Raw genomic sequence first — 13,248 nt, 5'->3', positions numbered from 1 at the left:
ATCGGTGTCCTAGCGTTGTAGGAAGACGAAAGCGCCCTTCTTGTTCGAGATGACGATGTCCGGCCGACCGTCTCCGTTACCGTCCGCGACCGTGAGCTGGGTGCCTACCCCCGAATCGTCGTCGATGAGAACGGGCTGGAAGTCGATGCGTTCCGCCGCTCGCGCCTGCTCGAACCAGTAGAGCCGGGCCGGCGCGTCGAAGTCCGGCATGCCGGCAGGCACATGACCCCAGAAGCGCTCGCCGCTCACGAGGTCCTGGAGCCGGTCACCGTCGATGTCGGCGTGAGCGAGCGCGTGCGGCTCGTGCATGAACACGCTCGACGCGGCATCGGGCATGGTCCCCGGAACGACGACGTGCTCCACGAACGCGGTGCCGGCCACGTTTGGAACCTGCTCGAACCAGGAGAGCCCGTAGCCGTGAGCGGCCAGCGTGGTCGCTATGTCCGCGTCCCCGTCGCCGTCCACGTCGATCACCAGCATCTGCGCTCCCCCGGCACCGAACGGCTGCTCGACGCGCGTGAACGGCAAGCCGTCGGGCGACTCCGGGCTCCGCGTGAAGTAGCCGCTCGCCTCGACCAAGTCGATTGCGCCGTCCCCGTTGACGTCGCCTGCACCGAGGCCGTGCGTGAACGCGCCGTACCCCCGATTCTCGGTGAGCGCCCGGAAGACCCACGGCTCGGTCGGGTCCACGCCGGGCGACGACGCTCCGAGCACGCCCCCCGACATGTGCACGAGCTCGGGCACGCCGTCGCCGGTGATGTCGGCGAACAGGGGCGACTCGTTGTCGATCGGCCACGGCAGCGTGTCGTGACGAGCCCAGAGCGCGTCGCCGTCGCGCGGGTTCTGGTACCAAGCCGCGGGCGCCCCCGGAAAGCCGACGACGAGGACGTCGGTGAACCCGTCGTGGTCGAAGTCGTAGGGGAACTCGAAAAAGCAATCCGAGTAGCCGTGCGGATCGAAGGCTTCCCTCGGCCATACGGGATGGCGCGTGCCATACCCCGGACCCTCGTACCAATCCGGGCCCGCGATGACATCCGTCACCCCGTCGCGATTGAAGTCCGCAAAGCTCGCCCCCTCGCAGTAGAACTCGCGGTGCAGCGTGATCTTCACGAAGCGTGCGTCGAGGGCGGCCTCACGCGGGAGCGGTGGGGGCGCGGTGACGGTGCCCGCGGGCGGCGCGTCGGTGCCCGCGTCGACGGGCGCGCGCGAGGATTCGGCCGCGCAGGCGATCATCAAGGCGAGCGGTGTGCAGCACAATAACCCCGTTCCCGAAGCCATCTCCGAGCGCTTAGCACGTCGTGGCCTCCTCGAGAACGAGCTCGCCGCACGCAACCCCGGCGACGGGTCGGACGAACCGAATTGGCGCCGCTCGCGTCAAACGCCCGCCGCGAACGATCGCACCCGGTCCCGGAGCCAGGTGAGCGCCGGGTGCCTGGCCGTCCTGTCGTGCCACACCATGGCGATGGCAAAGCCCGACACCGGGACGGGGGGCGTGAGGATCTGGAGCCGGCCGGCGCGGTCGCGCGCGATGCGCTCGGGGACAAGCGCCGCCATGTCCGAGCGCGCCACGATCTCCGGCACCATCAGGAACGACGGCACCGACAGGACCACGCGCCGCTCGCGCCCGTGCGCGGCGAGCGCGGCGTCGGTCGCGCCCGCGAAGCCGCCGCCGCGCGGGCTCACCACCACGTGGTCGAGCGCGCAGAGCTGGTCGAGGCTGATGGCGCGCGACACAAGCGGGTGCTTGCGGCGGACGATGACGACATAGCGCTCGTCGAGCACCTTCCTGCTGCGCAGGCGCTCGGGCGCGGTGTCGGGCGTCATGAAGGCGACGTCCACCTCGCCGCGCTCCGCCTGGTCCGCGAGCTGGGCGCCGTCGAGCGCCCGCCACGCGAGCCGCACCCCCGGCGCCTCGCGCCGGAGCTGAAACGCGAGCGGCATCAGCAGCGCATACTGCACATAGTCGGACGCGGCGACCGCGACCGTGAGCGCGGCGGTCTCCGGGTCGAAGCCGGCGCCGGCGGCGAGCACGGCGCGCACGCCCTCCAGCGCCTCGTGCAGCGGGGCTTGCAGCTCCAGCGCGCGCCGCGTGGGCGTCATGCCGCGCTGCGCGGGGAGCAGCAGCGGATCGCCGACGATCTCGCGCAGCCGCTGGAGCTGGGCGGACAGCGCCGGCTGGCTGAGGTTGAGCCGCCTGGCGGCCCTCGTCACGTTCCGCTCGGCAAGCAGCACGTCGAGCGCGACGAGCAGGTTCAGGTCGAGGCGGCTGGTATCCACCGAAGCGATAGCAGCACAGAAGAACCACGATTTCAACGATGCCTGGGAGACGCGTAAGTGTTCGATGCGTCGGCCCGGCCGCGCCCAGGAGGCCCGGGGCCCCACCGCGCGCGCCGACGAACACGCCCTCGGAAAGGACATGCCATGAACATCCTCATCGTCTACGCGCATCCCGAGCCGCGCTCGTTGAACGGCGCGCTCCGCGACCGGATGGTCGCGACGCTCACCGCCGCCGGGCACGAGGTGCTCGTCTCCGATCTCTATGCGCAACGCTGGAAGGCGGCGCTCGACGGCGCCGATTTCCCGGCCGAGCCCGAAGGCGCCCGCCTGCGCCTCATCGACGCTTCCCACCGCGCGTTCGCCGAAGGGACGCAGACACCGGACGTGGTCGAGGAGCAGCGGCGCCTCCTCTGGGCGGACGCCGTCATCCTCCAGTTCCCGCTCTGGTGGTTCTCCATGCCGGCGATCCTGAAGGGCTGGGTCGAACGCGTGTTCGCGCACGGCTTCGCCTACGGCGTCGGCGAGCACTCGGACCGGCGCTGGGGCGACCGCTACGGCGAGGGCGTGTTCGCCGGCAAGCGCGCCATGCTCGTGCTCACCGCCGGCGGCTGGGCCGACCACTACGCCGAGCGCGGCATCAACGGGCCGATCGACGACCTGCTGTTCCCGATCCAGCACGGGATCCTCTTCTACCCCGGCTTCTCGGTGCTGGATCCGTTCGTCGTCTACCGCGCCGAGCGGGTGGACGAGGCGCGCTTCCAAACGATCGCGGCCGACCTCGACCGCCGCCTCGCGGGGCTGTTCACCGAGCGGCCGATCGCCTACCGGCCGCAGAACCACGGCGACTACGAGATCCCGTCGATGAGGCTGAAGGACGGGCTCGGCGGGACGGGACAGCAGGGCTTGCGGCTGCACCGGGCCTGAGCAGGCCCGGCCTGGCTCCCGCGCGCCGCTCCGCTCACCGGATCGCGAGCGGAATCCCGGGCGAGCCGGACGCGCCCCGGAGGGGCAGCGGGCTGTAGACGTAGAAGAACTCGTACGGGCTCTTGTGGCCGTGCGGCCGCTCCTGGAGCTCGTCGGCCAGATCCGCGGCAAGCTCCGAGAGCACCATCGCCTCCTGCATGAAGATTCCGCTCTTCACCAGCAGGTGATGGTGCACCGGGAAGACCACCCCCGGCGCGACCGGAGGCTTCGGCGGGGTGACCTCGATGCCGAAGTTGTCCGACCCGACGCAGGCGATCCCCTTCGAGGAGAGCCACTTCGCGACCTCGAGCCCGATCCCCGGCTGGGCCATCCCCACGCCCGGCTGCGTGTAATACCCCTCGGTGCCGAGCTCCCAGTTCTCCTCCCAGCCCGTGAAGATCAGCACGACATCGCCGACGCCGATGTCGCGCGCGTCCATCTTCTGCGCGCGCAGCGTCTTCATCACCATGGACAGCGTGATCTCCTGGCCCCACGCGAGCGTCTGCCCGCCGTTCGCGTGGCGCTTGACGTCGAGGAGCACGCCGCGCGTGACGAGGGGCTTCACGTTCTCGACGCCGAGGTGCGCGAGCCCGTCTTCGGTCATGACCTCGGCGCCCGTGAACTGGTTGTAGAACAGCGCGTCGGCGGGATCCGAGCTCCCGGGCGGGATGTAGCCGAAGTGCCCCAGCGCGTCGAACTGCGTCCCCATCTGGCCGAACTCCCCGTGCATCACCTCGGAGTTCGTGACCTGCTGCGCTATCAGCGACATCGGCCCGGCCTCCAGGGAGAGCCCCTGGTTGCCGGGGAACGTCGCCATGCCCGGCTCGTAGACGTGGCCGAGGCGATAGACCTTGCCCTTCTTGATCAGGCGCTTCCCATCGAGGACCTTGTCGGGCGTCTGCGTGTTGGAGGCGCCCGCCTCGTCGTCAGGGCCCCACGGCGAGGGGCCAGGCACCGGATCATACCCAACCAGCGTCGGCACGCCGCGGGCCAGCGCCGCGCCTCCGATAAGGCTGACGGCCATGGTCGCCACGATCGCGCCCCGTAACGGCATCACTCCAGGCTTCATCGACAACCTCCTGGGCTACATCGCACGTTGTACCGACAGCGCCCCGCGCTCCCATCACGGGCGCGGACGCGCGTCCTCCACATCGTACACCGTCAGGGGCTCTGGAGAACCGCTCTTCTGCGGTGCGCGCGCGCTCCGCCGGCGCCGTGGAGGCTTTGCGCGCACGCACGACCACCCGGCCTCACGGTGGGAGCGCGCTCGGTCAGGAGCGGCGCCGGGCGCGGAGCGCGTAGGCGATGCCGCTCTCCAGCGTCCCTTTTGTCACGATGCCGCTCAGATCCGCGCCCGTCATCGTGAGCGTCTGCGCGATCTGCGGCTTGATCCCGGTGAGCACGACCCGGGTGCCGAGCAGCCCCGCGGCCCGGGCCGCGCCGACGAGCGACTGCGCCACATGCGCGTCGACGCCCTTCACCCCGGTGATGTCGAGGATCGCGATCCTGGCCTTCCGGGCGGCGATCCCTTCGAGCAGCGTCGTCAGGATCTGCTCGGCGCGCGCGGGGTCGACGGTCCCGACGATCGGCATCGCGACGACGCCGCGCGCCAGGGGCAAGAGCGGCGTGATGAGCTCCTGGATCGTCGCCTGCTGCATCTCGATGAGCCGCCGCTGCATCTCCGCGCGCTCGGCCTCGGCCTGCTTGGTCCGGCTGATATCCACCGACACCGTCCCGACCGCGTAGAGCTTCCCCTCGGCGTCGCGGATGGGGAACTTTGTCGACAGGTAGTTGCGCGGACCGTCCGGATAGACGAGCACGTGCTCGGAGGCGCCCGGCTGCCCCGCGGCTGCGATCTCGTCATTGGCCTTTCGTATCGAGGCGGACGCCGCCGGCGGGAGGAGGTCGTAGACGACCTTTCCGAGCAGCTCCTCGCGGCTCATCCCGTAATAGGACTCGATCTCGCGGTTCACGAGGAGGAGCCGGCCCTCGACGTCCACCGCGACCATCATGGACGGTGTGTATTCGAGGAACGCATGGAGCAGGCTCTCGCTCCTCTCGAGCATCTGCTCCGTATGCTTGTGCGCGGTGATGTCGTGCGCCGACCCCAGCATCCGGCGCCCCGATCCCTCCGGATCGCGGCCGAGCGCGACGCCTCGCTCGAGGAACCAGCGAAAGCCCCCGTCACGGCCGCGCGCGCGGTACTCCACCGTCGCCTGCTCCCCGCTCTCCGAGGCGGCCACGCGAGCCCGGTACCCCTCGATACGGCCGATATCGTCCGGATGGAACATCGAGGACAGGCCGTCGCCGCGGAGCGGGCCCGCCGCCGCGCCGATGCCCGCTCCGGCGAGCTCGGCGAGCTCCCGGTTCCAGTAGACGTACCGCCGCTCCTCGAGATCGAGGACGTAAACGAGGCTCGGCAGCGCGTCGACCAAGCGCCCCGGGAGGCCGCGGTCGGCCTCCAGCTCGGCGTTGCGGGCGCGCAGGCGCTGCACTTCCCTCCGCAACGCATCCAGCTCCGCCTCCAGCGCCACGGTCTTCTGCTGCTCGCTCATCGCCTCCCGGGGGATTTTATCCCAGATCCGTACTGCGGTGGATCACAATTTTCCTCGAAGCACAGAGTTTCGCGAGCAGCGCTGGCGCGCACGGCGCACAGTCTGGGGAAATTCAATCGTTGCTGAGACATCGATCCCATCGATCCCATCGATCACATCGATCACATCGATCACATCGATCACATCGATTCCCAACTGCGCGACCTGCCCGGGGCTGGCAGAGCCTCATTTCGGATCGAGGAAGTCGCACGCGGTGAGATTGCGCCCGTGGGTCCAGCGAAAGCTCGCCATCCATCCGTCGAGCACACCGCGCGCATAGGGATCGCCGTAGGCCTGGATGAACACGATCGATCCCGTACCGGCGCAGATGGGGATGAGCACGAGCCGGAGCTCCACCCACGTACCGCTGACCCGCCACGTCCGCTCGATGCCCGCGCCGAGCGCCGTCGTCACCGGGCCGCCGCCGAGCGCCTCGACGCGCATGGAGAGCGCGGCGACCTCGCGGGCGAACGACTCCTGCACCTCGCCGAAGGTCTTCTCGTTCTCGACGTCGCTGGTGATGCGCGTGGACACCGACATTCCGCCGCGCACCAGCGTGCCGGGCCGCTCGATCACGAAGTCGACATCGCCGCCCAGGCGGCCGAGCATCCCCGGCGGCACGCGGCCGACGACGTCGAGCCATTCGTTGCGGTACACGTCGCCGTCGAGGCGACCCGGCTCCGGCTCGGGGAGGCGGACGCGCGGCGGGATCGGGAGATCGGCGAGCGGCGTGGGGACCGGCTCCGGCCCGGCGAGCGTGAAGAGGTGCGACGCGAGCGCGGCCTCGGCGCGCTCGGGAACGCCGCGCACGAAGGCGACGAGCTTGCCCCGACGGCGGACGGCGATGTTGGCGCCGATGGTGTAGTCGCCGCGCTCGAGGCCGAGCGCGTTCTCCCGCCAGCAGGCCGCGCTCCGGCCGAGCGTGGCCTCGAGCTCCTCCGCGTCCTTCTCGGTGTCCCACGCGCTGATCCACGCCGTCGCGAGGCGCCGATCCGGCCCGACGAACACGCCGAAGCGATCGCCCGCCCAGCCGGCGGCCGCGCGCTCGGCGACGTCCGGGTCGACGCAGCGCTCGAGGAGGACGCGCGTGCTGAGCTCGCCGAGCGTGTCGGCGGTGGACAGCGCGTACCCCGGCGGCGGCCTCGGATCGGCGAACGGCCGCGGGGGCTCGCCCGCGAGGTATTTCTCGGGGTGCAGCACCTGCTCGGTGCTGCGCGGGAAGCGCGTGTACATCTTGTCGACGAGCGGGAACCCGCCGGCGCGGTACACGTCGGTGACCAGCAGCATCCCGTCGCGGTAGGGGAACTCGAGGCGCTTGCGCGTCAGGTCGAGCGCCCTGTCGAGCTTGGTGCTCGCCTCGCCGCGCGTGACGCTCGCGAGCGGGACGCGCTTCGTCACCTCCACGATCCGCCGCAGCGTGCGCCCCACCGGCGCGCCGGCCTCGGCGCCGAGCCACGCGCCCATGGCCACCATCGCGTCGCCCTCGATGAGCGCGAGCTGCGCGATGGCCTCGTCCGCGCTCGTCGCCTCGGGCGGGCGGGAAAAGCGCTGCGCCTGGAGCGCGTGCTGCACCTCGTGCGCGAGCACCGCTCGCTGCTCGAGCAGCTCGTCCTCGGACGCGAGGGGCACGTCGGGGATGAAGACCTTGTCGGTCGCGCGGCTGTAGAAGCCGACGACCTGCTCCTCCAGCACCTCGTCGACGGTGGAGAGCCCGCCGCGCTCTCCAGGCTGCGGGAGGAAGTCGAAGCCGAGCAGAAACGCGGCCTCGGAGCTGAGCGCGTCGCCCGGCGAGGGCTCCGCGTCGCGGCTGCCGAGCAGGCGCTCCACGAAGCGCGCGCGGCCGAGCCGCTCGACGGCGACCGGCCTCCGCGGCGCGAGCTGCCGCGCGGCGCTCACCGCGCGCACGACGTCCTCGATGGCGCGATCGCTGAGCGTGAACGCCTTCCGTGGCGCCGACGCCGCGGGCTCTCCGGGGCTGCGCGGCGGGCCGGCGGGCGCCGCGCCGTTGCAGCCCGCGCCGAGCCAGAGCGCGAGGAGCCCGTGGAGTCCGCGCCAGCGCATCAGAACTCGCCCAGCCAGTAGCGCGGCTTGACCTGCGCCGCCTTGCCAGCCGGCTTCTCACCGCGCTGCTCGAGCGTGACCGACGTGCCCGACGTCGCGTACAGCACGATGCCGCCGACGAGCGCCGCGCCGCCGCCGATGAGCGAGACGATGCCCACCGTCTTGAGAGCCCCGCCGTCGTCGTCGTTCGAGGGGTCCGAGTCGACGTTCTCCGCGCCGGTGCCGCTCACAAGCCACAGGGTGCCGCCCGTGACCGCGGCGGTAAGGCCCAGAATGCTCAGCCAGGACCCGGCGCTGCGGCGCCCGTAGCTGCCGGGGTCCACGTGAAGGGTGACGTCGCCCGTCATCTGCCCGAACGTGAACGGATCCGGCGGCGGTACGTCCTCCGATACGAGCGAGAACCGGCGCCCATCGGTGCCGTCGACCACCTTGTCGCACGGCGAGGCGCAGACGTGCCGGATCTCCTGGATGGCAAAACCGTAGCCTCGAACGGCGCCGTAGGTCGTGGCGCCTTCCGTGACCACCCGCACGGGCTGCGGGCTCTCGACATGCAGCCTCACCACGCCGGGCGCGCCGAGCGCCGGCTCGGGGGCCGGGACCGGCTGCGGCGGCGGTGCGGCGCCGTAGCCCGGCCCCGCAGCGCCGGGCTGCGCGGCGCCCTTCTCCGCGAACTTTCCGCGCTCCACGTCCGACACCTGGGACCACGGGATGACGCGCACCTCCTTCTCGCCCAGCTCGATGATCTTCACGCTCTGCCCGGGCTCGGACGCGACGACGGTGCCCCGGACCGTGCCGCCGTTCTTGAGCGTGACTTCGTCCTCTCCGTCGGCAGCGCGGGCGCTCGCGCCGAGCAGCAGCGAAACAGCGGTCAACGTCGCGATGATCGGGAACCGATGGCGCATGAAGGCTCCTGTAGCTTAGGTTACGCAAAGGTCGCCGAATCCAGGATCCATCGTCAAGCGCGAAGGCGCGTCACGAACGTGCGCAGCGCGCGCGGCGCTCGCCGGCGCCGGCTGACGTGCGCGCGGGCCGCACCCCCGCGGCCCGCGGGCGCGCGACACGGCGGCTTCCCTATGCAGGGCGCTCCGCGCCGCGGGCACAGGAGCCGTAGTCACTCCCTATCGGGGCTATCGTGATCACCACGAATCTCTCCTGAAGCACCGATATCCAGCTCGTGCCGATGACCAGACGTGGACGGCGTTGACCCAGTCGGCGCGCGCATCATAAAGATGCAGCTCGACGCGAACAGCGCGATGCTGCGTTGTTCCACGCCTCGAACGCGGCCGTTCCAGATCGCCGCCTGGCATCGCTCCGGGTGACGCGGCATGCTCCGGACGTGATGAATGATGTGGAGGCAGGATGAAGAAAAGGGAACTTGGCAATCAAATTGGCATCGTGGTCTGCGCCGGCGCCGCGCTCGGCCTCTCCTCGGCTTGCTCGATGGAAGCCGCGTCGGACGAGCCGCTCGAGGCGCCGGAGTCGCACTCGTCCGCGATCGTCGGCGACGAGGTCGTGCTCTATGAGCGCTCGGACTTCTCCGGCGTCTCGCAGGGCTTCGGGGTCGGCCGGTACAACGTCGAGGACCTGACGATCATCGGCAACGACCGCGCGAGCTCGATCAGGGTCCCCGCCGGGCTCCGGGCCACGGTCTTCTTCAACGCCAACTTCGAGGAGGGGGCGTACGTCTTCACCTCGGACACGAACCTCGCCGCGGGCACGAACGGCGTGTCCGTGAGCGCGAACGACATCATCTCGAGCATCGTCGTCTCGCACGCCTCGGACCCGCAGCTGGACGTGGTCACCTTCTACGAGAACGCCAATTTCTCGGGCCAATCGTTCGTGTACAGCGTCGGCGGCAACTTCTTCTTCAACGGCCCATGGGACTTTCGGGTCAGCTCCGTCCGCGTCCCCCCCGGCTTCAAGCTGACGCTCTACGACGGGTACTTCTGGACTTCGCCGGAGTCGCGCGTCTTCACGGCAGACGCGAACCTCGCTCCCCACGGCTTCGACGACAAGGCCCGAAGCTTCATCATCGAGCGCTTGTAGGCCAGCTCCAAGCTGCTGCCGCCCCCGCACGAGAACAACGCCTGGATGGCGGAGTGCGACAGCTCCTCCGCGTAGGCGTGGCCTCGCCGATTGCGGATGCGCGTCTCGACGCTCACGGCCCATTGTGAGTTGTCGACGTTGGACGCGCAGCGCCACTTGCCCTGGATCACGTAGCGCGCTGGCTGCATCCGCCGAAAGAAGCCGGCGCGATGGAAGAATTGGCTCGCTGGCGCGCTCAGATCGGTTCACTCGACACCATTTTCCGGATGGCCTCCGCTGGGGGCCATGAGCCACGTGTAAGGGGGCGGGGCCCAATGGCGCACGAGCTGCGCCTCCCGGATCCCGGGGAGATCGGCATCGTCGATGGCGGCCCACCGCGCGGATCGCTGTGAGGAGCGGCGCCACGCCGGCCCCGCCACGCTTAGGATCACGTCCGGAGTGTGCGAAGATGCCCGCGGCGGCGCCAGATGGCGTCCCGGAAAGGCCGCGTTCGAGGAGTGGAGCATTGAGGGAGCCCGATGATCTGTCAGGTCTGTCGATGTTCGTGCGCATCGTCGAGGAAGGCTCGCTCAGCGCAGCCGGCCGGGCGCTCGGCCTGCCCAAGGCGACCATCAGCCGCAACCTCGCGCTGCTCGAGAAGCGGCTCGGCGCGCCGCTCTTGATCCGCTCCACGCGCGCGCTCAGCCTGACGGATGCGGGCAGGCGCTTCTTCGACAGGGTCCAGCCCATCGTTCGAGACGCGCAGCAGGCGACCGCCGAGGTCAAGCGCCGCCATGCGACCCCCGCCGGGCTGCTGCGCGTCACGGCGTCCGTCGCCTATGGCCAGGCGGCCATCGCGCCCCGCGTGTTCTCGTTCATGAGGCGTTATCCGGCGGTCCGCGTCGACCTGCACCTCGATGACGGGCGCGTCAACCTGGTCAACGACGGCTACGACCTGGCCGTCCGCATGGGGCCGATCGAGGACAGCGCGCTGATCAGCCACAAGCTGGCCGACATCGCGATGGTCATCGTCGCCTCGCCGAGCTGGCTGGAGCAGCACGGCGTGCCCCGGAGGCCCGCCGATCTCGCCCGGCACGCCGCCGTCGTCACGCGGCCCAACATCAGCCAGTGGAAGGTCGGCGGGGAGACCGTGCGCGTCCCCTGGCGCATGAGCACCAGCAACATGATCGTCACGCGGGACGCCGCGAGGGCCGGGCTGGGCATCGCTTTCGTACCCGAGTTCCTCGCGTCGCGCGACCTGGAGCGAGGATCGCTGGTACGCCTGCTCCCCGACGTCGAGCTGCCGGTGATGCAAGCGACCGCCCTGTATACCCGGGCCGCCCGCCAATCGGTGGCGCTGCGCACCTTGCTGGACGACCTCCTGGCCAGCCGGCCCATCGAGGTCGATGCCGCGCCGTCTTGACCCATTTCGCGACGGCCACGACCCGATGAGCGGATCGCGACGACTCGGGGACGTACAAGGACGGTCGGATCTGGATACCGCGATCGCCACGAATCTCGCCGGAATCACCCGACTCCAGCGTATGCCGACGGCCAGGCCGTGGCTGGCGCCGACCCATTCGGCGCGCCCATCATAAAGATGCAGCTCGATGCGAACAGCGGGATGCCGCCTCGTTCCACGCCTCGAACGCGGCCGTTCCAGATCGCCGCCTGGCATCGCTCCGGGTAACAAGGCATACTCTGGACGTGATTCTTGAGCGGTCGCGGGCGGATTTCGTACGCCCGCCTCCGGGCTTCCCGCTCCGGTGGTCCCTCCACCGCATTCGGCCCGGAGCGTCGTCGCCGAGCCGGGCATGCCGCCATCACAGGCCCCGTCGCGCGCTGGTCGCTGACGAACGCTGGCTTGACCTCGACGGCGCTGGCAGCCGCCCGGCGGAGGCGAACTCCCTCGGAGCGAACGATCGTCTGAACAGAACCATGATGTAGAGGCAGAATGAAGAAGAGAGAACTTGGTCATCAGCTTTGTCTCGCGATGTGCGCGGGCGCCGCGCTCGGCCTCTCCACGGGCTGCTCGTTCGAAGGCGCGTCGGACGAGCCGCTCGAGGCGCTCGAGTCGCAGTCGTCCGAGATCGTCGGCGGCGAGGTCGCCGAGGCGAGCCCCTGGGCCGTCCAGGTCTTCGACGTGCGCGGGAGCACCGGCGACTTCTTCCAGTGCACCGGCACGCTCGTCGCGCCGCGCTGGGTGCTCACCGCGCAGCACTGCATCGCGGACGAGGGCGAGACGTCGGCGGTGCGCGTCGGCAGCAACACGTACCTCGCGGGCCAGCGCATCGCGGTCGACGCCGTCGAGGTGCCCTCGGCCGTCGCCGACATCGTGCTGCTCCACCTGACCGAGGCCGCCAGCGGCCCGGTCGTCCAGCTGGCCGAGGCGACGTCGGTCGCGATCGGCAGCGACGCGACGGCTTACGGCTGGGGGAGCGAGGGCACGCCGCTGGTGATGGCGCCGTCGCTCAAGAAGGCGAGCATCCACATCGACAGCTGGTACTCCGACGAGGAGCTCCTGGCGACCGGCGTGACGGGCTCGGGCTGGAACGGCGACTCCGGCGGCCCGTGGTTCGTCGACGGGCGTCAGGTCGCCGTGTTCTCGGGCGTGAACGGGCAGGACGGCACGAACCTGCACGCGAGGCAGCTCGGCGTCTCCGTCGCGCGCCACCGCGCGTGGATCGACGCCACGATCGCCGGCGGCCCCACCGTCCACCCCAGCGGCCAGGTGGTGCTCTACGATCTCTCGAACTTCTCCGGCATCTCGCAGGGCTTCGGGCTCGGCCGCCACGAGCTCTCGAATGCGACGATCATCGGAGACGACCGCGCGAGCGCCATCAGGGTCCCCGCCGGGCTCCGGGTCACGGCCTTCATGCACCCCGACGCCGGGGGCGAGGCGCGCGTCTTCACCTCGGACACGGACCTCGTGGCCGCGGGCTTCGACAACACCATCTCGAGCATCGTCGTCGCGCAGGCCTCGGACCCGCAGCTGGACGTGGTCACCCTGTACGAGAACGCCAACTTCTCGGGCGCCTCGGTCGTGTACGGCATCGGCAACTCCCTCTTTTACAGCACCCCATGGGACCAGAGGGTCAGCTCCGTCCGCGTCCCCGCCGGCTTGAAGCTGACGGTCTACGACGGGCTCTGGCGATACTCGTCCGAGTCGCGCGTCTTCACGACGGACGTGACGAACCTCGCCACCCACAACTTCAACGACAAGACCCGGAGCTTCCTCATCGAGCGTTTGTAAGAGCGAGCGCGCGGCGCGGCCAGCGCGCCTCACCCCGGGCGCGCCGTCGCGCGCGCGGCGGCGTGCCCCCGGCGG

At 70.4% G+C, this 13,248-nt stretch carries 11 protein-coding genes; 4 read left to right on the top strand and 7 right to left on the bottom strand.

Going from position 1 to position 13,248, the window contains the following annotated elements; all coding sequences use genetic code 11:
• Positions 1-9 precede the first annotated feature (9 nt).
• Together WMF20_RS12345 and WMF20_RS12340 are read right to left on the bottom strand one after the other, a co-directional pair.
• Positions 10-1,278 (bottom strand): FG-GAP repeat domain-containing protein, encoded by a 1,269-nt coding sequence (locus WMF20_RS12345; protein ID WP_437613473.1) that lies wholly within the window; start codon positions 1,276-1,278, stop codon positions 10-12.
• Between the two features lie 96 nt (positions 1,279-1,374).
• A complete protein-coding gene (locus WMF20_RS12340) occupies positions 1,375-2,277 on the bottom strand; it encodes a LysR family transcriptional regulator (RefSeq protein WP_437617106.1) in 903 nt (300 codons plus the stop codon).
• 144 nt (positions 2,278-2,421) lie between these two features.
• Here WMF20_RS12340 and WMF20_RS12335 point away from each other — a divergent pair, with 144 nt between their 5' ends.
• Entirely contained in the window at positions 2,422-3,201 is a 780-nt protein-coding gene (locus WMF20_RS12335; protein ID WP_437613471.1) for an NAD(P)H-dependent oxidoreductase, read from the top strand.
• Positions 3,202-3,235: 34 nt separating this feature from the next.
• Here WMF20_RS12335 and WMF20_RS12330 read toward each other — a convergent pair whose 3' ends face one another.
• From WMF20_RS12330 to WMF20_RS12315, 4 genes are all read right to left on the bottom strand, one after another.
• Positions 3,236-4,309: a cyclase family protein gene (locus tag WMF20_RS12330; protein WP_437613469.1), complete on the bottom strand. Its 1,074-nt coding sequence runs from the start codon at positions 4,307-4,309 to the stop codon at positions 3,236-3,238.
• Between the two features lie 202 nt (positions 4,310-4,511).
• Positions 4,512-5,795 carry a PAS domain-containing protein gene (locus WMF20_RS12325; protein WP_437613467.1) on the bottom strand — a complete coding sequence of 428 codons (1,284 nt, stop codon included), beginning with the start codon at positions 5,793-5,795 and terminating at the stop codon, positions 4,512-4,514.
• A 225-nt stretch (positions 5,796-6,020) separates the two neighbouring features.
• Positions 6,021-7,895 (bottom strand): hypothetical protein, encoded by a 1,875-nt coding sequence (locus WMF20_RS12320; protein ID WP_437613465.1) that lies wholly within the window; start codon positions 7,893-7,895, stop codon positions 6,021-6,023.
• Entirely contained in the window at positions 7,895-8,797 is a 903-nt protein-coding gene (locus tag WMF20_RS12315) for a hypothetical protein (RefSeq protein ID WP_437613463.1), read from the bottom strand. The genes WMF20_RS12320 and WMF20_RS12315 overlap by 1 nt, the downstream gene beginning before the upstream one ends.
• A gap of 457 nt (positions 8,798-9,254) precedes the next feature.
• Here WMF20_RS12315 and WMF20_RS12310 point away from each other — a divergent pair, with 457 nt between their 5' ends.
• Positions 9,255-9,941, top strand: coding sequence for a hypothetical protein (locus tag WMF20_RS12310; protein WP_437613461.1), 687 nt, complete (start codon positions 9,255-9,257; stop codon positions 9,939-9,941).
• On the opposite strand, the gene WMF20_RS12305 is transcribed toward WMF20_RS12310, so the two are convergent.
• Positions 9,827-10,129, bottom strand: a complete 303-nt coding sequence (locus WMF20_RS12305) for a hypothetical protein (protein WP_437613459.1) — start codon at positions 10,127-10,129, stop codon at positions 9,827-9,829. The two genes, WMF20_RS12310 and WMF20_RS12305, sit on opposite strands and share 115 nt — an antisense overlap.
• A 260-nt stretch (positions 10,130-10,389) precedes the next feature.
• Between WMF20_RS12305 and WMF20_RS12300 the strand changes: the two genes are divergently transcribed.
• Both WMF20_RS12300 and WMF20_RS12295 read left to right on the top strand, forming a co-directional pair.
• Positions 10,390-11,343, top strand: coding sequence for a LysR family transcriptional regulator (locus WMF20_RS12300; protein ID WP_437613457.1), 954 nt, complete (start codon positions 10,390-10,392; stop codon positions 11,341-11,343).
• 531 nt (positions 11,344-11,874) lie between these two features.
• The gene (locus tag WMF20_RS12295) at positions 11,875-13,173 is read left to right on the top strand and encodes a S1 family peptidase (RefSeq protein ID WP_437613455.1); all 1,299 of its coding nucleotides are present in this window, start codon (positions 11,875-11,877) and stop codon (positions 13,171-13,173) included.
• Positions 13,174-13,248 lie beyond the last annotated feature (75 nt).

The organism is Sorangium sp. So ce834 (assembly GCF_051521425.1).
Classification (GTDB): Bacteria; Myxococcota_A; Polyangia; order Polyangiales; family Polyangiaceae; genus Sorangium; species Sorangium cellulosum_D.
The sequence above is the reverse complement of the archived record's forward strand: the minus strand, read 5'-3'. Positions and strand labels throughout refer to the sequence as shown.